This is a genomic window from Pseudomonas sp. Irchel s3f10, from assembly GCF_900187515.1.
Classification (GTDB): domain Bacteria; phylum Pseudomonadota; class Gammaproteobacteria; order Pseudomonadales; family Pseudomonadaceae; genus Aquipseudomonas; species Aquipseudomonas tensinigenes.
In genome coordinates, this window is the sequence record NZ_FYDZ01000003.1 from 283,943 (window position 1) to 303,172 (window position 19,230).

The following is a 19,230-nucleotide window of genomic DNA, read 5'->3' on the forward strand; positions in this document are numbered from 1 at the left end:
GCATCAAACATGGAATTGGTTTTCGAAATGCTGAACACCAAGCAGTTCGTGCCCACCGAGTTGTGCCAGAAGACCTTTAAACAGGCCGGCGGCGTGATCGGGCGGGGCGAGGACTGCGACTGGATCATCCCTGACCGCAAGCGTCACCTGTCCAATCACCACGCGATTGTCAGCTACCGCGAGGGCACGTTCTTCCTCACCGACACCAGCAGCAACGGTGTCCAGGACGGCGAGAGCGGCGCACGCCTGCACAAAGGCGAACCGGTGCGCATCGAGCACGGCAGCACCTACGTGCTGGGTGATTTCGAAATTCGCGCCCGGCTGGTGCGCGACCCGGCGACCTTCGACGGTGAAGTCGGCCGCCCACGCGCTGCCGGCAGCATCATCCCGGACGACGCGTTCCTTGATCTCGACCCGCTCAATGCTCTCGAGCAACAAGAGCGTGTGTATTCGGAAATCGACGAACTGCTGGCGCCGAACACCAAACCTGAAGACTCCCGTCAGCGTGCCGACTACGCACGTATCGACATGGAAAGCCTGATGGTGCCGGAGCTGATTGCAGCACCCGCCGAACCTGAGCCCGCTCCGGCGCCGAAAGCCGTTGAGCGTCAAAGCGAAGGTTTCTGGGATCATTTCGGTGCTGCGCTGGGCGTCGACGTCAAAGGCCTCAGCCACGACGAACGCGAAGCCCTGGCGCTGAATGCTGCGCGCTTGCTGCGCCAAAGCATCGGCGGTTTGCAGCAGAGCCTGCGTACCCGCTCGGAGCTGAAAAACGAATTGCGTCTGGCCCAGACCACCGTGCAAGGCACCAACAAAAACCCGCTGAAATTCGCTGTCGATCCGAGCGAAGCCCTGCAGATTCTGTTGCAGCCAAGCAAGCCCGGCCATCTGCCGGCCGAGCAAGCCATCTCCCGCGCGTTCCGCGATCTGCAGGCGCATCAAGTGGCCCTGCTGACCGCCAGCCGCGCCGCCGTGCGCGGCACCCTGGAGCACTTCTCGCCGGAGCAACTGACCCTGCGTTTCGAGCGCGACAACAAGCCGTTGATCGCCACTTCGGGCGGGCGCTGGAGAGCGTTCGGCCGTTATCACCAGGCGCTGCGTCAGGACGATGACTGGAGCGAGCGTCTGCTGGCCCGCGACTTTGCCCAGGCTTACGAAGAACAGATCCGCCTGATCTCCACCCTCCACACCGACCACCAAGGATGATGCGCATGTCTCGCCGCTCGACCGCTTTTTTCAAGACGCTGACTGCGCTCACCGTGCTGGTGCTGCTCGCCGGTTGCTCGTCGCTGTCGCCGTACTCGAAAGTGACCAAGATCAACCTGAAGCTGACCGGCAGCGATCAGCTCAACCCGGACCTCAACGGTCGGCCGTCGCCGATCGTCGTGCGCCTGTTCGAACTCAAGCACCCGGTGACCTTCGAGAACGCTGACTTCTTCAGCCTTTATGAACGCGCCAAGGAATCCCTCAACCCGGATCTGGTGGCCAGCGAAGAACTCGAACTGCGCCCGGGTGAAACCGTGGAGATGAAGCTCAAGGTGGAAGAGGGCAGCCTTTATGTCGGCGTTCTCGCCGCTTACCGCGACTTGCCGGACACCCAATGGCGCCACACCATTCAGATCACTCCGCTGGAAGTCACCGAAGTCGATCTGACTCTGGACCAGACCGGCATCCGTAACACCAATCAAGTGCTCGCCAAGGCGGATGACTGATCATGAATACCCATAAAGTCATTTGGCAGGAAGGCATGCTGCTGCGTCCGCAGCACTTCCAGCACAACGATCGTTATTACGATCACCAGATGAAAACCCGCACGCAATTGTTGGGTGGTTACACCTGGGGTTTCCTCAATCTGGAGATCGACTTGCAGTTCCTCAACATGGGCAAACTGGTGATCAGTGAAGCCTCGGGGATTCTGCCGGACGGCAGCCTGTTCGAACTCGGTGGCAACACCGAGCCGCTGGCGCTGGACGTACCGCCGAACACCGGCAACACACCGATCTATCTGGCGCTGCCGCTGGTCACCGGTAACCACATCGAGTCGCGCCGCCCGGAGCAATCCGACGTGCTCGCGCGTTACACCGCGTACGACGCTGAAGTGGCTGACTCCAACGCCGGCGACGACTCTGCCAGTCAGGTCAGCTGCGGTCGCCCGGACTTCAAACTGTTGCTCGGCGAGCAGCAGAGCGATCAGGCCTACGTGAAGCTGAAGATCTGCGACGTGCTCGACACCACGCCGGACGGCGTGATCAGCCTCGATCCGGACTTCGTGCCGACCTACATTCAGGCCCACGCCTCCAGCTATCTGCTGTCGTGCCTGAAAGAAGTCATCAGCATGCTCAACCACCGTGGCGACACGATTGCCGAGCGGATTCGCTCCAACGGCAAGGTCGGCGGCGCGGAGGTCGGCGACTTCATGATGCTGCAACTGATCAACCGCACCGAACTGCTGCTGCGTCACTACCTCGGCCTGGAGCAAGTGCACCCGGAAGAGTTGTACCGCACGCTGCTGACCATGCTCGGCGATCTGGCGACCTTCTCCGGCGAGAGCAAACGCCCGCGTCTGGACAGCCGCTACTCCCACGCTGATCAGGGCGGCAGCTTCCGCAAACTGATGGAAGCGATTCGTCAGGTGCTGTCGATGGTGCTCGAACAGCACGCCATCGAACTGATCCTGCAAGCGCGTCAGTACGGCATCATCGTCTCGCCGTTGCACGACCACAAACTGCTCGGCTCGGCGTCGTTCGTGCTGGCAGCGAGTGCCAACTGCGACTCCGAAGAACTGCGCCACCGCTTGCCGGCGCACCTCAAGGTTGGCCCGGTGGAGCGTATCCGCCAACTGGTCAACCTGCACTTGCCGGGGATCAAGGTCAAACCGTTGCCGGTGGCCCCACGGCAGATCGCGTTCCACTCGAACAAAACCTATTTCATCCTCGAACTCAGTTCCGAAGACCTGGCACAACTCGAGCGCTCCGGCGGTTTCGCGTTCCACGTGTCCGGCGAATTTGCCGAGCTTGAACTGAAATTCTGGGCCATCAGGAACTGACCGACATGATCAAGGAAACGGATTACAACCAGGACGACAAAACCGTCCTGCTCGATCGTCAGGGCCACGGACCGGCATCGAGTCCGCTGACCGACTTCGCCGCGCCGCCGCGTTTCGAGCAACTGGAAGAACGCATGATCTACGCCGCGCGCCTGCGCCCGGCAGAAGCGTTCAACATCAGCCTCAATTCGCTGGTGGCGGCCTCGTCCGAGCTGCTTTCGGAAGTGGTGCGCCTCAAACACAGCGAAACCCGCGAAGACTTGTACGCGCTGAATGAGCGACTGACTGCGGGCCTGAAACTGTTTGAAGTACGCGCCCTGCACAACGGCGCCGAAAGCAGCCAGGTGATGGCCGCGCGATACGTGCTCTGCACCGTGGTCGACGAAGCTGTCGTGACCACGCCGTGGGGCAACGAAAGCGAATGGTCGCAGATGAGCCTGCTGAGCAGCTTCCACAACGAAACCTTCGGTGGCGAGAAGTTCTTCCAGTTGCTCGATCGACTGTCGAAGAACCCGGTCAAGCACTTGCCGATGCTCGAGCTGATGTATCTGTGCCTGTCCCTCGGTTTCGAAGGCAAGTACCGCGTACAGGCACGCGGCATGCTCGAACTTGAAGGCATCCGCGATGCTCTGTATCGGCAGATCCGTCAGTTGCGTGGCGACGTGCCGCGCGAGTTGTCGCCGCACTGGGAAGGCTTGAACGATCAGCGCCGCAACCTGGTGCGCATCGTGCCGGCGTGGATGGTGGTGTTGTTCACTCTTGTCTGCCTGGGGGTGATGTATTCGGGCTTCGCCTGGGTCTTGGGCGAGCAGCGCGACACCGTTCTGCAACCTTATCAGCCGCTTGATCCGGCCGCGGTGCAACCGCAGTCGCAGCCGTAAACAGGGACGTGTGATGAAAAAGTTTTTCAAGAAAGTCGGCGCCTTCCTGCGCCAGACCTGGGTCTGGACTTTGCTGCTGGTGCTGTTCGTGGCGCTGCTGGTGTGGTTCGTCGGCCCGTTGTTGGCGGTTGATGACTACAAGTTCTGGGAGAGCGCGACCGCGCGCTTGCTGACCATCGCTGTGCTGTTCCTGATCTGGGGCCTGACCATGGTCTTCGTCAGCTGGCGCAGCGGTATCCGTAAGAAAGCCGAGGAAGAAAGCGAGGACGGCCAGGACCGCATTCGCCGCGAAGAGCTGATCGACGAAGAGCAGAAAGAGTTGAAGGCGCGCTTCAAAGACGCGCTGAAAACCCTGAAGACGTCGAGCCTGTATCGCGGCCGCAGCGAGCGCTGGCGCAGTGACTTGCCGTGGTACCTGCTGATCGGTCCGCAGGCTTCCGGCAAGACCAGCCTGCTGGATTTTTCCGGTCTGGAATTTCCGATCAACAAGATCGACCGCAAGCTGACCCGCGACACCCTCGGCACCCGTCATTGCGACTGGTACTTCGCCGACCACGGTGTGTTGATCGACACCGCCGGGCGTTACACCACGCAACCGGATGTGGAAGTCGACGGCGGTGCCTGGACGACGTTGCTGGAGCTGCTGCGCAAGCGCCGTCGCGGGCGTCCGTTGAACGGCGTGCTGGTGACCATTCCGGTGGAAACCCTGCTCGGCGGCAGTGAGCAGGACATCGACACCCTCGCGCGCCAGGTTCGCGGCCGTCTGCAAGACGTGCATCAGAAACTGCACGTCGACGTGCCGGTGTATCTGGTCCTGAGCAAGGCTGACAAGCTGCTGGGCTTCGACGAGTTCTTCGATCAATTGACCCGCGAAGAAAGCGATCAGGTGCTCGGCACCAGCTTCCGCAAGGATCAGGTCGGCACCGACGTCGCTGTGCTGCGCAACGAGTTCGAAGAGCTGCTGCGTCGCCTCAACAGCCAAGTGATCATGCGCATGCACTCCGAGCGCGATACCCAGCGCCGTGGCCGCATCCTCGATTTCCCGCATCAACTGGGGCAGATCGGCGAGCGCCTGTGCCTGTTCGTCGACATGGCGTTCACTGGCAACCGTTATCAGCGTGCCACGCAGCTGCGTGGTTTCTACCTGACCAGCGCACCGCACCTGACCCAAGAGATGGATGCGACCACCGCCGGCATCGGCGCCAGCCTCGGCATGAGCGCCGGCGTGCTGCCGACCCTGCGCAGCGGCCGTTCGCGGTTTATCCACCACTTGTTCAGCCAGGTGATTTTCCCGGAATCCGACCTGGCCGGTCTGGACAAGCGCGAACGCAGCCGTATTCATTGGGGCCAACGTGCGTTATATGTTGGCGCACTGGCGGCACTGGCACTGTTCGGCATGCTCTGGGCGGGCGGTTTCTCGGCCAACTACGAGCGCCTGGAAAACCTGCGCAATCTGGCGCAGAACTGGACGCAGCAGCGCACGGCATTGTCGCCGCGTGATGACGCCATGGGCGTGCTGAAAACCCTCGACACCAGCTACGCTGCGACACAGGTGTTCCCGAAGAAGGGCGACGTTTCGTACCACGAGCGTGGCGGTCTGTATCAGGGCGAAGACGTCAATCCAGTGGTCAAAGAGGCTTACGAGCGCGAGCTTGAAAAGCAACTGCTGCCACGGGTTGCGACCATGCTCGAAGGGCAGATTCGCGCCAACATGAAGGACCGCGACCGCCTGCTCAACAGCCTGCGTGCGTACCTGATGTTGAACATGAAGGACCGTCGCGATGCGGCGTGGCTCAAGGACTGGGTCGCCACTGACTGGTCGACGCGCTACACCGGCAACACCGCCGTACAGAACGGTCTGAGCACGCATCTGGAGCGTCTGCTGAAGCAGCCGTTTATCTACCCGCTGAACGACCAATTGGTCACTCAGGCGCGTCAGGTTTTGCGCAGCGAATCGCTGGCCACCGTGGTTTACCGCATGCTCCGCGAGCAGGCGCGCAACCTGCCGGACTATCGTTTCAGCCAACACCTCGGCCCACAAGGCTCGCTGTTTATCGGCACCGAATACGTGATCCCGGGTTTCTACACGCAAACCGGTTATCAGCAGTATTTCTCGGTACAGGGTTCGGCGCTGGTTACCGACATCCTGCGTGACAACTGGGTGCTGGGCGAAGGCGCGGGCATCAGCGACATGGACTTGCGTCGTCTGATGGTCGAGCTGGAGCAGCTGTACTTCCGCGACTACGCCAACTATTGGAGCGAAGCGGTTGGCCAGGTTGCCCTGCCGCCGATCAGCGACGCCGGTGAAGGCGCCGAACAGCTGGCGGGCCTGACCTCGGCGAATTCGCCGGTGCTGGCATTGCTCACCGAAGTGCGTGAGAACACCCGTTTCCAGGCCGCTGCAGATCCTGTTGAAGAAGCTGGCGACGCTGCTGATGCGCTGGCCGGGCAGAAAGGCAAACTGGGTAAGGTTGGCAAACTTGCCGCCGCCGCAGCGGACAAGGCTTCGGCCCTGAACGTGGCGAAGACCCTGCCGGACACCGCGAAGAAGTCGCTGCAGCGCCGCTTCGAACCGTTGCATCGTTTGCTCGATGACAACAACGGCCCGGCGGCGGACCTGACGCCTGCACTGAGCGCGCTCAACGACCTGCAACTGCAACTTGCCGGTCTGGCCCGTTCCAGCACACCGGAACAAGCCGCGTTCGAAATGGCGAAAACCCGCATGAGCGGCCAGCGTGATGCGCTGACCAACCTGCGCAATGCTTCCGGTCGTCTGCCGCGTCCACTGAGCGTGTGGTTCAACGTGCTGGCTGAAGACTCCTGGCGTCTGGTGCTCAACGATGCTTACCAATACTTGAACGGCCGTTATCAGAACGAGCTGTACAGCGTGTATGGCAAAACCATCAGCAAGCGTTATCCGTTCAGCGCCAGCAGCACCAGCGACGTGGCGATCAGCGATTTCCGCGAGTTCTTCCGCGCTCAAGGCACCGTCGACCGTTTCTTCGACAGCTACATGCGTCCGTTTGTCAGCGGCGATCCGGGCAACTACCGCATGCGCAGCGTCGACGGTCACAGCCTGCCGGTATCGAAGATGTATCTCGACCAGATGGCGGCGGCGCTGACGATTCGTCAGAGCTTCTTCTCGATCAACCCGGCCGAACCGACTGTGCAGTTCAAACTGGAGCCGTACACCCTCGACCCGGCGGTCAGCCGTTCCGAGTTCAAGTTCGGCGACAAGACCATGGAATACCGCCACGGTCCGATCCTGCCAATGTCGTTCAAATGGCCGACCGATGCTGAAGACGGTCGCACCAGTCTGGTCATGGACAAAATGGCCGGGCGCCCGATCGGCATCGAGAAGAACTCCGGCCCATGGTCGCTGTTCCGTCTGTTCGACCTGATGCAGACCGAGTACCTGACCGGTCGCGACGTGCTGGTGCTGAAAGCCGATGTAGGTGGTCTGCGCGCCAACTACCTGCTGACCAGCCAGCGCACGCCGAACCCGTTCGACATGGGCGTACTGCGCACCTTCCGTATGCCGGTGCAGCTCTGATGCTGGTGGCCAGTGCCTGGCGCAGCGCGGCGCGTACCGACCCGGGCAAGGTGCGGGCGCGCAACGAAGATGCCTTCCTCGACTCGCCACAGCAGGGGCTGTGGGTGGTCGCGGACGGCATGGGCGGTCATCAGGGTGGCGACATCGCCAGCCAGTTGATCGTCGCCAGCCTGGCTGAACTGCCGCAACACGAGGACTTCGACGAACGCCTCAAAGCCATCCGCCAGTGCCTGCACTGGCTGAACCGGCGCTTGGGGCAGGAGTTGACGGTCACCGCCGGACGCCACGACAGCATCATGGGCAGCACCGTCGTCGCGCTGCTGGTGGAAGGCAATCGCGCGGCCTGCATCTGGGCCGGCGACAGCCGTTGCTACATGTGGCGCGGGCAGCGGCTGTATCAGCTGTCCAAGGACCATTCGCTGCAACAACAATTGATCGACGAGCAACAGATGAGCGTCGAACAAGCGGCAGCGCACCCAGCGGCTCAGGCCTTGACCCGAGCCGTCGGTGCCGCCGAACAACTGACCCTGGATGTCCTCGAACTCGAGGTCTATCCGGGCGATGCGTTTTTGCTCTGCAGCGATGGTTTGTATCAGGGCCTGAGCAGCGATGCCCTCGGCAACGCCCTCAGCCTCAGCGCGCCGCACGTGGCGCTGGAACGTTTGTTCGACGGCGCCCTGCGTGGCGCCGCGCGCGACAACCTGACAGCCGTGGTGATCCGCCAATGACTGAAATCGAATCCTCAGTCGACGACTTGCTGATGAGCGAAGAACAGGCCAACAACCTGACCTACTTCGCCTTCGCCAAGGAGAACAAAGCAGAACCTTTGCTGGCGCCGACCAAGGCCAGCATCGGTGCACTGCCGGATGTACTCGCCGGTCGCTACCACCTCGAGCGTCTGCTCGGGGCCGGTGGCATGGGCGCCGTTTACCGGGCACGGGATCTGCTGCACGAACAGTTCGGTGATCCCGACCCTTACATTGCGCTGAAAATCCTCAGCGAAGAATTTGCCGAATCGCCGGACGCCAGTGCCTTGCTCTACAGCGAGTTCGCCCTGACCCGGCGTCTGCGCCACGACAACGTCGTGCGTGCACACACTTTTGAAGTCGACACCGACTGCCAGCGGGCCTTCATCACCATGGAATACATGCGTGGCCTGACCCTGGACAAATTGCTCTGCGAGCGGCCCCTCGGCCTGCCGTGGCAAGAACTGCGCGACATCGTCCTGCCGCTGCTCGACACGCTGGCCTACGCCCACGGTCGCGGCGTGCTGCACGGTGACATGAAACCGAGCAACGTCATGCTCAGCGAAGACGGCTTGCGCCTCTTCGACTTCGGTCTCGGCCAGGCAGAGGAGGGCGTGATGCCCGGCCTGCCGCACCTGAGCCGCGAACGCTTCAACGCCTGGACCCCGGGCTACGCCGCCCCCGAACTGCTTGAGGGCCAACCGTTGTCGGCCAGCGCGGACGTGTACGGCGTGGCCTGCGTGATCTACGAACTGGCGGGCGGCAAACACCCGTTCCGCCGCTTGCCCTCGACCCAGGCGCGCGACGAGCACCTGGAGCGCGAGCTGCAAGCGCCGGCGAACTTACCGAAACACGGCTGGCCAGCGCTGCGCACCGCGCTGAGCTTCGACCCGGCAGAACGCAGCATCACTGCCCAACAATTGCGTGACGCCTTGGGCGCCACTTCGTCCTGGCTGCAACGTCTGCGACTTCGGGCGTAACGGATGACATTCGAACAGGGAGCACTTTATGTTCAACCCAGCTAACGAAACCCACTTCAGCCTCAAGGTCGAAGACTACGTCGGCGACCTGCAAGTGCTGTCGTTCACCGGCACCGAAGGCATCAGCCAGCCGTTTCGTTTCGACCTCGAACTGGTCAGCGAAAACCCTGATCTGGACCTCGAACAACTGCTGCACAAGCAGGCGTTTCTCGCATTCGATCCACAAGGCTCGGGCATCCACGGCCAGATCTACCGTGTTGCCCAAGGCGATGCCGGAAAGCGCCTGACCCGCTACAAAGTGTCGATGGTGCCGCAACTGCAATACCTGCATCACCGCACCAACCAGCGCATCTACCAGCAGATGTCAGCGCCGAAAATCATCGCGCTGATCCTCGAAGAACACGGCATCAAGGGCAACGCCTACAGCTTCCAGCTCAGCCAGCCGTGCCCGGATCGCGACTACTGCGTGCAATACGACGAAACCGACCTGCACTTCGTCCAGCGCCTGTGCGAAGAGGAAGGCATTCACTACCACTTCCAGCACAGCGACAAAGGCCACCTGCTGGTGTTCGGCGACGACCAGACCGTGTTCCCCGACCTCGGCCAGCCGACCGCGTACGTGCAAGGCAGCGGCATGGTCGCCGAAGAGCCGGTGATCAAAGGCTTCAAGCTGCGCCTGGAAACCCGCACCAGCCGCACCACACGCCGCGACTACGACTTCGAAAAACCGCGCCTGCAAATGGAAGCCGCCTACAAACCCGAAGGCGAGAGCACTGAGCCGGATCTCGAAGACTACGACTACCCCGGCCGCTTCATCGACCGCGCCCGTGGCAAGTTCCTCAGCCAGCGCGCCCTCGAACGCCACCGCGCCGACTATCGTCAGGCCGAAGGTCGCGGCGACCAGACCAAACTGGTCAGCGGCCACTTCATGGAAATGTCCGACCACCCGCGCACCGAGTGGAATGACCTGTGGTTGCTCACCGAAATCTTCCACGAAGGCAAGCAGCCGCAAGTCCTCGAAGAAGGCGTGACCAGCGACACCACCGACAACAAAGACGACTTCCATCAGGGCTACCGCAACACCTTCCTCGCCACCCCTTGGGACGTGTTCTACCGCCCGGCCCTCGAACACCCGAAACCACGCGTACTCGGCAGCCAGACCGCCATGGTCACCGGCCCCAAAGGCGAAGAAATCCACTGCGACCAATACGGCCGCATCAAAGTCCAGTTCCACTGGGACCGCGAAGGCCAGGCCGACGACAAAACCAGCTGCTGGCTGCGCGTATCCAGCTCCTGGGCCGGCGACCGCTACGGCGCCATCAGCATCCCGCGCATCGGCATGGAAGTCCTCGTCACCTTCCTCGAAGGCGATCCCGACCAACCCCTCGTCACCGGTTGCCTGTACCACAAGGAAAACCCGGTGCCGTACGCTTTGCCGGCGAACAAGACGCGCAGCGTGTTCAAAACGCTCAGCTCACCGGGTGGCGGTGGGTACAACGAACTGCGCATCGAAGACAAGAAAGGTGCGGAGCAGATCTACATCCATGCGCAGCGCGATTGGGATGAAAACGTTGAGCATGACCAGAAGATTCGGGTCGGTAATGAACGTCACGACACGGTGGTGAAGAACACCTACACCGAGCTGAAGGCTGAAGAACACCGCACCACGATTGCCGACCGCAAGATTGAAGCGAAGCTGGATGATCACCTCACGATTGGGCAGAACCAGCATGTGAAGCTGGGGACTGCGCAACTGACCAGCGTGGGGAAAGAGATTCACCTCAAGGCTGGGGACAAGATTGTTATTGAGGCGGGGACGGAGCTGACCATTCTTGGGGGTGGGAGCTTTATCAAGCTGGATGGCGGTGGGGTCACGGTGGTTGGGCCGGTGATCAAAATCAATGCCGGTGGGTCGGCTGGGTCGGGCACGGGCATTGGGATTAAGCCGCCGGTGCTGCCGGGGGCGGCGGATAAGGATAAGGCGGGGAGTTTGATGGATCAGGCGTTGTTGAATGCACCGCCTGAGAAGGTTAAGCCGAAGGCTTTTTTTGTGTTTTCTGAGTGATCGACATGAATGGAGTTTTGAAGAAGAGCAATGGCATCGCGATCGCGGTTTTCACCGCGTCGCTGTTGAGCCTGTTTCATGGCAGCGCTTATGCGGATGAGTGTCCGTCCGAGGATTTTTCCCGGTTTCTGCCGGCGTTTTCTGCGAATGCCGAAACTCAGCAGCGGTTGACTGCGATGACGGTGAAGTCGCTGGTGTTGAAACCTACCGGGGAGAGCGGAAGCTTTGATCCGCAAACGACGGGGGTTAAGAGTTCGACGTTGGCATTTCCACTGATGGCACCCGTAGCCACAGGAAAGACCGAAGGTGTCGAGGTCGAAGCGGTTGACGACAGTCATTTCAACGTTGTTGATAAGCGTGCAGGTAATAGCAACATCAAGATCTTTAGCTTTTCTCGCCAGGCGTGTTGGGTTCTGGAAGGTGTTGAGGATTGGTCGATTAGTGAGAAAGACCTTGTTGTATCGGGTTCTCCGACCATGAGTACGGCCGAGAGCATTTGCTATCAACGCGCGCGGAGTTTCGAAGGTCTAGGTGGACTGGAAAAGTATTATCTGACAGGAGAGTTTTTCGAGGCCGCGTTGGAAAACTATGTTTGCGCCGCTGCTTCGGGGGATCCTCAGGCGAGTTTGGATGCTGCGAGTTTGAGCCTCTCTGGCATGGCACCGCAGTTGGAATCAGGCAAGGTTGAGTCGCTTTTCAAAGCTGCGGCAACAACCCTCGCGGATGGCGCAGCTTCTCTATCGACATTTTATTGTTACGGAAACAACTCATCCGCAGAAGGTGCTTGCCAACACCCCGATGAGGCCGAAAAAGAACTTATTCGTGCTGCCTCAATGGGGTCGACGGATGCAATGAACTATTTAGGTTACTCCTTCGAAACGGGAGGGCTAGTAACCCTGGATTTATCAAGAGCACTGGCCTGCTATCGCTTGGCAGCGGATAACGGTAATGAAACTGCCCTGAAAAATTTTAATCGATTGAAAGCGCAATCAGCTGAAGACAGCAGCTATTGCTACTAATTTGCAGGAAGCAGAAATGACTGAACCACTTGATTTAAAAAGTAACTACACCGGTGGCGACTACGTTTATAAAATGGGCGGCGATGGTTTTCAAACGAACGCCGCCGGTAAGAAAAAGATTGACTGTTCTCATATGGTTAATCTGCTGCTGACAGGCGCTGGATATAATATTCCGTATGAAGACACCCGTAACATGGATACTTCCAGTTACTACACAACAATTGAGCCACAGAGCGTAAAGCGAGGTGACATCGCCTTATGGATAAATGCTACTCCTAACAAACCAGGTGATCCGATTTTTCATACAGGGATTATCGAGGACTACAACCCCGCTACAGAAGTTGGGCACATATTTGGTGCTCAAAATAGTACAGGGCCAGCGATAACAATATTTGGTCCCAAACCACCCAGTTACTATTGGCCGAAAGCTACAAAATTCTTAAGAGCAAAGGAAAGTTTTCGAACAGGTACAAGCCCTGCACCTGCACCTGCACCTGCACCTGCTCCATCTGCAGCGGTGCCGTTATTGAATTTTCAATATCCATTTCGAAAAGCAGACGGTAAACAGTTTTCTGATGCGGAAGAAGTATATAAGGTACTTGAGAATGAAACATCCGGGCATTATTTGCTGGGGAGTAACAAGTTCTGGCACGGTGGGATTCACATCAGCAATGCCAGCGCACCTCAATGTATTTTGAACGAACCGATTCGTTGTATGGCTGATGGTGAAGTCGTGGCCTATCGCCTTAACGAAGATTATCTGGAATCTACGTTCGGTGAAAATGAGAAGAAACTGAAGTATTCCAACTCATTTTGTTTGGTGCGACATGAGTATAAATCTGCGCCAAACCCAGAAGAAGGACCGAGTAAAGGCAAGCAAAACAAGTTGAATTTCTACAGCTTGTACATGCACCTTCTGCCCTTCAAACGTTATCCACTGACTGAGGAAGAAACTCCGAAGCCTAAAGTGACCATGAAAGTAAGTGACTTCAACGCTTACGACGATTTCCCTGAATCCAGTAGCGTTCAGAACGTTGGCAAGCTCGTTGCGGGGACCAAACTTGAGATATTGGATCAAAAGGACTTAGGCAACGTCACCTATGCGAAAGGGAAAATCCTGTCAGGTAGCGTTAAAAAGAGTGGCCACAAAGTTCGCGAGGCTGGCAAAGAGGTCTGGTTCGCATACTTGAAAGATGGAGAACCCTACAAAAACTCCAAACCCGCACGTATATGGCTGGCAGACCCGATCCCGGAGCGTTTAAAGCCAAAATATTGGCAAGGTAAGGTGAAAGGAACCGCGTTGACAAGATTGGATCTTTATCAGGGTCCTATCTCTGCCCAAAATGGGCAGAATGCCGGTGATAAGATTGGCTCGCTGCAACTTAACCCTCAAAGTTCGGTTGAATTTGAAAGCAAAGAGGTACTGAACCTCAATGTTGCAGGGACAATTCGTCGAATGGCGAAATGTACGAGCAGCGGTAGCTTGGCTGGGGATGGAAGCCTTCCTCCCAGCTTCTGGGCGATTGTGGAAAACGAATATGTTGCCTGGGATGTAATCCCGAGTAGCTTCAATTCTGTAGAACCTGCCAGTACCGGAATCAAGGCGGGAGATCCGATCGGTTATCTGGGATTGACTGAAAATCTGACCGGCGAAGATGGCGGTGTAGCAAGTAAGTATCAAGTACACGTCGAGATATTTACTGCCGAAGCCGATGTAAAAGACTTCCTCAAGAATACGGTTGGGCTGAAGATCGGCAAGCAATACCTGTATTTGCCGGTCGGAGGTGAGCTGAAGAAAAAAGCACCTGCGACTGACAGTACGCTGCTGAAAACGGAACATGCGGTTGATTTGAACAAGACGCCGGTCATCAAAGTGGGTGCCGACGATTACTACGATGTGACCGTTACCGACAATGCTCAGGCCGTCAATGGTCTGGTCAAGAAAGCCGGTGCACAAATCATCACTCAGCATGATTGGGAAAAGCTGGGGTTTCAGATCGTCGAAGAAACCAATGCGACAGCGGACGGGTTTCTCGATCCGAAAGATATGCCTACGTTCTTTCAGGATCTGTTTGCGAAGATCGATAAAGACCAGAGCGGGGAAGTCGATCCAACCGAGTTGGCCGAGGCTTTGAAAAAACCTGATACGCGCTCGCAGTGGTCCAGGCTGGTGGCCCATCATCCGACTGAGTGGAAAGAAAAAGCAGATGCTCAAAAGTGGAGCAGACTTGATCAGCTATTGGAAAATTCTCCGAAAACGCTGAAACACGAAAAAGAAAGGATCACGAAATACGTGTTTTGGGAAGACCTAATTGGGAAGGCTGTCGTAGATACAGATCTGGTTTGGCATTTCCATCCTATAGAAATGTTGAGTAATTTCATGAGCCGGTCGCAGCTCATAGATGTTGAGCGATTTGTAGCGATGTACGCTGAACAGCATGCGTCATTTCAACCAAATGTTCCTGCTTTCACTCCAAACTCAAGAGTTAATTTGCAAAAAATTGCTGAGCATATAAATAAATATATAGATGAAACGAAAGAAGTATACACCATATATGAATGGTCTTATATGTTTGCGACTGCTCGGCATGAGGCTTATCAATTTATGATACCTGAGTATTTTAGTGTGGCTCCAGAATATGGTGAGGTTTCTTATTTTAATAAGTATGATCCTGTTCTTGCGAGTTCCGAAGAAGGCCGGCAAACAGCAATCGCGAATGGCAATACAGTACAAGGCGATGGTTTTAAGTATCGCGGTCGAGGCCTTGTTCATTTGACGTGGAAGAAAAACTATCAAAAGGCTAAGGATCATTTCGGTATTGACTTTGTGAATAGGCCTGATGAGGCTGCGGGATTCGAAAATTCGATACCGATCATGATATGGGGTATGAAGGAAGGGATTTTTACCGGCAAAAAGCTCAGTGATTATGTTAATAGTTCAACTAAAGATTATGAGGGTGCTCGCAAGGTTATCAATGGGTCTGACCGAAAAGAACTTATTGCAAGTTACGCTGTTAAATTTGAATCAATTTTAAGAGCGACTTCTTCTGCTCCGGAGACGAAATAGTATGAAGTTAAGGTTTCAAGCTGTTTTAATGTTTTCAGTTTTCATGGTCTCTGGCATTTCTGTGGCTGGCCAAGATGACGTTTATTTAGCGAATGCGAAGACTAAAAGTTTAAACGTGACTTGGGCCGGCGGGAGCCGGACGATCGAGAACGTTGTTGGTAGTGAGGGTGAAACAACCAGAGAACTAGTCGACTTTAATGGGGGGAAAGCCCTACATTATGAAAATTTGGCGTCCCGCTCAACATTTGAAGCTTATTTTACACTGATGAGAAATGCCAAGGACGTCTTCATAGATTGCATTTATGCAAATGTACGTAATGAGCAGAACGGAATTCTTATTAACAAGGCGGTATGTGGACTAAATCGACCTCTTGCAGAGGAGTATGATGAGGCGATTTACGAATTTTCAGATGAGTGGAAAAGTTCAACCGATAATATAGCTATCGAACCTTTGTTGAGAGTGCCTCCGTTGCCACTGGAGGTCAGTGAGTCAACACTGGGTGAGGCAAAGTTGTCGAGAATATATAACTCAAAAGATAATTTGAGTGTATCAGCGCCGGAAGCTGTAATTGAAAAGGGGACTGGAAAGCATTCATTTGGCTCAAGCCAAGTTTTTTCTGTTTATAAAGTTGGTGATTTGGCTCGCCCAATCTATTTCGATGTTTCTTCCGGCGCATTGGGAGGGGTGTTTACTAGGTACGATCAAGTTGCTATAGATAAGTTATTCTAATCTAAGGGGCGGATTTTTGCTTTAAGCTAGACGGTTTTGATCTTGGTGCGATGCTTAAAGATAGGAATGTGAAATGGGGACAGACCACGTTTTAAAAAAAGATCCGAAAAACGTGGTCTGTCCCCATTTTTACCCTTTGTTGTCCATTTTTATTTTCAGCGGCTAAACAATACGCCGAAGCGCGCATAGTTGCACTTGAGGGGGCCGTAGAATGAGAGTGGTAGCTTTTTTAGTTTTCGCGCTCCTGGCGTCAGTGGTCAATGCGAGCTCTAGCTGCGAGGCTGAGCTGAATGGGGATGGAATCTGCGATCCGTATGGTGTTAGACCACTTGAGGATGACGGTACAATTTCGCGAATTACTATAGATATTGGTGGGGGTAACAAGTCAGTTTCGGGGGTTTTTGAACTTGGAGACGGTGGGTTATCTGTAGGTTATCTACCAGGTGAGTTTTCGTTGTTGCTGGATTTTTATACTCGTAATACTGATCTTACGCAGTATAGTTTTAAATGGAATTCTGCGCGGAAAGACTGGGTTCTCTATAAAAAATCTACTTGGGCGGAACCTAGTAGAAATGAAAAATATACCTTGGGTGGTGAGAAGGTACCAGTTGAAGCACTATTTCCGCAAAAGTTTAATGTTCAGCGTGTGGCGTGTTGCACCCTGTTTTCTCAGTTCCCCGAAAATGGGCCCGATTTTAGCTATTTGAGTAATGAGGATCAGCTTGCAGAAATCAGGAAAGACTTCAAATATATTCTTGGTAAGCTTCCTCAGGGCGAAAAAGGAGAATTATTTTATGGGCTCGATGATAGCGGTAACAAGGTAAGGAGGAGTATTCCTCAAGAGCTGGTGTATGAGCTAACGTTGATAATTTCCAATGATAATGTCGGGCCTCTAAATGACTATGCTTATTATTTGTATCGTAGCAAAAACAATGTTTTAGCTGCTTTGCTTTTGAGGGGGATTCATAAAAAGTTTCCGGAGAGAGTCGTTGCAACATTGAATTTGGCAGATGCTTATTGGGATATCGGAATGAAGTCCGACGCATGTCCGCTTTATAAGGAATACATCGAAAAAATGACAATGAACGGAAAGGGTGAACGTATTCCGCAGGCAGCGAAATCTCGAGAAAACTGCAATTGAGACGAGCCGCGTTTCACGGGGAGGAGTAGGGCGAGTACATGCAATTCAAAACTCTAGCGGTATCACTGCTCGGCCTGATGTGGACGATCCCGGCGTTAGCCCAAACCACCACGTTCAGTCCAACCAAAGGCGTCGACGCGACGCTGGTTCTCGAAGGCTCCAAGCTGAACATCGCGGTTAAAAGCGAAACGCACAGCGAGTCGCGAACAATCGATTTTGAAGCCGAAAACGAACTCCATCTGCAGTTCGACGATTTCAATTTCGACGGCGCCCAGGATTTCGCGGTCTGGCAACTCGATGACGGTATGGGCACTTACCACTACTACCGGGTGTTCATTTACCAAGTCAAAACCGGCACCTTCGAAGAGTTGCAACCGGACTGCGGCGATGGCTTCGTTAACCTGCGCGTCGACAAAAAGCGTAAAGCGTTGCTCAGCACCTACTGGGAAATGAACATACCCAAGCAATGCATCACCCGATTCACCAAACGCAAAACCTGAATGACTCAAGGATGAACACAGTGAACCGTTTTGTTTTAACCCTGCTGGCCGTATTGCTGCCGTCTTCAGCGGTCTATGCGCAGGATGACTGCAGCCAGGTCACCTCAAGTCTGGAAATGGTGTCCTGCTCGGAGGCGGCGAAGAAGGCTGCCGATGCGCAGTTGAATGTCAGCTACAAGCAGCTGATGACGCGACTTGAGTCTGACTATCGAGCAGATCCGGCATTGGGCGCGGAGTACGCCGCGAAGGTCAAAGAGTCGCAACGTGCGTGGTTGAAGTTGCGCGATGCGAACTGCCCTTTGGAGGCATTCGAAATCGAGACGGGGATGCCGGCGCATGTGTTCGCCGTTAACTCGTGTATCGCCAGAATGAGTCGTGAGCGTTCGGAGTATCTGGACAAGATCGTCCCTGTACTTTCATCCGACAAGAACGCTTCGACGGCTCCCACCAGCGACGCTTGCCCCTCGGAGGAGTTCGCGCCTTTCCTGGCAGCGTTTTCCGCCAACAGCGAATCACAACGCCGTCTCACTGCGATGACGGTCAAGTCCCTGGTGTTGAAACCGGTGGCGGGAAAGGATCGAAGTACCTTTGAACCTTCGACCTCCGGTGTTAGTGGAACAACGTTCACCTACCCGCTGATGGCCGCCATTACACCCGGCAAGACACCTGGAGTCGAGATCGAAGAGGTCGACGACAGTCACGTCAACGTTGTGGATAAAAGGGCAGGCAACAGCAATGTGAAAATCTTCAACTTCTCTCGTCAGGCGTGCTGGGTGCTTGAGGGGATTGAGGATTGGTCGATCAGCGAGAAGGATCTTGTCGCAACAGATAACCCGGGAATGAGCCGCGCCGAGAACTTCTGTTATCAGCGTGCCGAAGCGCTAGGTGGGCTGGGGTTTCTTGAGCAATATCCGCTGACTGTGGAGTTGATTGAAGCGTCGCTGGAAAATTTTGTGTGTGCTGCAGAATCGAGTGATGCACAGGCGAGCCTGTCGGCGGCAAGCCTAAGCCTTTCGCAAATGGCGTCTCAGTTGGAAACCCCGAAGGTTGAGGCGCTATTCAAAGCGGCCTCGAAAATACCGAGTGGCGCGTTGGCCTATGCCACGTTTCTTTGTTCAGGAAACTCGACCGACTATAACGGCCTTTGCCTCCATCCCGAGCAGGCAAAAGAGCAGGTTATTCGTGCTATTTCCATGGGCTCAGCTGATGCGATGAATTATCTGGCCTCGACCTTTGAAGGTGGCGAGTTTGGAACGAAGGATATGTCCCGGGCGTTAGCCTGTTATCAGATGGCGGCTGACAAAGGTAATCAGTTGGGCATCTTCAACGTGGGGCGATTGGGATCGCAGGGCGCTGAACCTATCAAGGCCAGTCACTGCATCTGAAATGCCGGGTCATGTCTGATGCGTTTTCGCAGTCGTTGGGTCTGAATCCGTCCGGTAAAACGTTTAGTTTTTGAGCATCTGACGACCGCGATTTTCCTTTAAACTCCCCACCCCCAA

General features: G+C 55.9%; 14 protein-coding genes. All 14 read left to right on the plus strand.

The window, feature by feature from the left end; all coding sequences use genetic code 11:
• Positions 1-9 precede the first annotated feature (9 nt).
• Positions 10-1,206, plus strand: coding sequence for a type VI secretion system-associated FHA domain protein TagH (gene tagH / locus CKW17_RS10430; RefSeq protein WP_077575068.1), 1,197 nt, complete (start codon positions 10-12; stop codon positions 1,204-1,206).
• 5 nt (positions 1,207-1,211) lie between these two features.
• A complete protein-coding gene (gene tssJ / locus CKW17_RS10435; RefSeq protein WP_095119786.1) occupies positions 1,212-1,712 on the plus strand; it encodes a type VI secretion system lipoprotein TssJ in 501 nt (166 codons plus the stop codon).
• A gap of 2 nt (positions 1,713-1,714) precedes the next feature.
• Entirely contained in the window at positions 1,715-3,046 is a 1,332-nt protein-coding gene (gene tssK / locus CKW17_RS10440) for a type VI secretion system baseplate subunit TssK (protein ID WP_007920300.1), read from the plus strand.
• A gap of 5 nt (positions 3,047-3,051) precedes the next feature.
• Positions 3,052-3,927 (plus strand): type IVB secretion system protein IcmH/DotU, encoded by an 876-nt coding sequence (icmH, locus tag CKW17_RS10445; protein WP_095119787.1) that lies wholly within the window; start codon positions 3,052-3,054, stop codon positions 3,925-3,927.
• 13 nt (positions 3,928-3,940) lie between these two features.
• Positions 3,941-7,480 carry a type VI secretion system membrane subunit TssM gene (gene tssM / locus CKW17_RS10450; protein WP_095119788.1) on the plus strand — a complete coding sequence of 1,180 codons (3,540 nt, stop codon included), beginning with the start codon at positions 3,941-3,943 and terminating at the stop codon, positions 7,478-7,480.
• Positions 7,480-8,208, plus strand: a complete 729-nt coding sequence (locus CKW17_RS10455; RefSeq protein WP_038359322.1) for a PP2C family serine/threonine-protein phosphatase — start codon at positions 7,480-7,482, stop codon at positions 8,206-8,208. The genes tssM and CKW17_RS10455 overlap by 1 nt, the downstream gene beginning before the upstream one ends.
• On the plus strand, positions 8,205-9,206 hold the full coding sequence (locus CKW17_RS10460; protein WP_095119789.1) for a serine/threonine-protein kinase: 1,002 nt from the start codon (positions 8,205-8,207) through the stop codon (positions 9,204-9,206). Before CKW17_RS10455 ends, CKW17_RS10460 begins: the two co-directional genes overlap by 4 nt.
• A gap of 28 nt (positions 9,207-9,234) precedes the next feature.
• Positions 9,235-11,271: a type VI secretion system tip protein VgrG gene (locus CKW17_RS10465; RefSeq protein ID WP_095119790.1), complete on the plus strand. Its 2,037-nt coding sequence runs from the start codon at positions 9,235-9,237 to the stop codon at positions 11,269-11,271.
• 5 nt (positions 11,272-11,276) lie between these two features.
• A complete protein-coding gene (locus tag CKW17_RS10470) occupies positions 11,277-12,290 on the plus strand; it encodes a tetratricopeptide repeat protein (protein ID WP_095119791.1) in 1,014 nt (337 codons plus the stop codon).
• A gap of 16 nt (positions 12,291-12,306) precedes the next feature.
• The gene (locus CKW17_RS10475; RefSeq protein WP_176470056.1) at positions 12,307-15,357 is read left to right on the plus strand and encodes a hypothetical protein; all 3,051 of its coding nucleotides are present in this window, start codon (positions 12,307-12,309) and stop codon (positions 15,355-15,357) included.
• 1 nt (position 15,358) lies between these two features.
• On the plus strand, positions 15,359-16,087 hold the full coding sequence (locus CKW17_RS10480; protein WP_095119792.1) for a hypothetical protein: 729 nt from the start codon (positions 15,359-15,361) through the stop codon (positions 16,085-16,087).
• 211 nt (positions 16,088-16,298) lie between these two features.
• Complete coding sequence (locus CKW17_RS10485) at positions 16,299-17,228, plus strand: type IV pilus biogenesis/stability protein PilW (protein ID WP_095119793.1); 930 nt, start codon at positions 16,299-16,301, stop codon at positions 17,226-17,228.
• A gap of 38 nt (positions 17,229-17,266) precedes the next feature.
• Positions 17,267-17,728, plus strand: coding sequence for a hypothetical protein (locus CKW17_RS10490; protein WP_095119794.1), 462 nt, complete (start codon positions 17,267-17,269; stop codon positions 17,726-17,728).
• Between the two features lie 20 nt (positions 17,729-17,748).
• The gene (locus tag CKW17_RS10495) at positions 17,749-19,113 is read left to right on the plus strand and encodes a lysozyme inhibitor LprI family protein (protein ID WP_095119902.1); all 1,365 of its coding nucleotides are present in this window, start codon (positions 17,749-17,751) and stop codon (positions 19,111-19,113) included.
• Positions 19,114-19,230: the final 117 nt, after the last annotated feature.

What these genes read in the sequence shown, in the direction of transcription:
- tagH (WP_077575068.1), top strand. Translation starts at nt 10, where the DNA reads ATGGAATTGGTTTTCGAAATGCTGAACACCAAGCAGTTCGTGCCCACC.
- tssJ (WP_095119786.1), top strand. Translation starts at nt 1,212, where the DNA reads ATGTCTCGCCGCTCGACCGCTTTTTTCAAGACGCTGACTGCGCTCACC.
- tssK (WP_007920300.1), top strand. Translation starts at nt 1,715, where the DNA reads ATGAATACCCATAAAGTCATTTGGCAGGAAGGCATGCTGCTGCGTCCG.
- icmH (WP_095119787.1), top strand. Translation starts at nt 3,052, where the DNA reads ATGATCAAGGAAACGGATTACAACCAGGACGACAAAACCGTCCTGCTC.
- tssM (WP_095119788.1), top strand. Translation starts at nt 3,941, where the DNA reads ATGAAAAAGTTTTTCAAGAAAGTCGGCGCCTTCCTGCGCCAGACCTGG.
- CKW17_RS10455 (WP_038359322.1), top strand. Translation starts at nt 7,480, where the DNA reads ATGCTGGTGGCCAGTGCCTGGCGCAGCGCGGCGCGTACCGACCCGGGC.
- CKW17_RS10460 (WP_095119789.1), top strand. Translation starts at nt 8,205, where the DNA reads ATGACTGAAATCGAATCCTCAGTCGACGACTTGCTGATGAGCGAAGAA.
- CKW17_RS10465 (WP_095119790.1), top strand. Translation starts at nt 9,235, where the DNA reads ATGTTCAACCCAGCTAACGAAACCCACTTCAGCCTCAAGGTCGAAGAC.
- CKW17_RS10470 (WP_095119791.1), top strand. Translation starts at nt 11,277, where the DNA reads ATGAATGGAGTTTTGAAGAAGAGCAATGGCATCGCGATCGCGGTTTTC.
- CKW17_RS10475 (WP_176470056.1), top strand. Translation starts at nt 12,307, where the DNA reads ATGACTGAACCACTTGATTTAAAAAGTAACTACACCGGTGGCGACTAC.
- CKW17_RS10480 (WP_095119792.1), top strand. Translation starts at nt 15,359, where the DNA reads ATGAAGTTAAGGTTTCAAGCTGTTTTAATGTTTTCAGTTTTCATGGTC.
- CKW17_RS10485 (WP_095119793.1), top strand. Translation starts at nt 16,299, where the DNA reads ATGAGAGTGGTAGCTTTTTTAGTTTTCGCGCTCCTGGCGTCAGTGGTC.
- CKW17_RS10490 (WP_095119794.1), top strand. Translation starts at nt 17,267, where the DNA reads ATGCAATTCAAAACTCTAGCGGTATCACTGCTCGGCCTGATGTGGACG.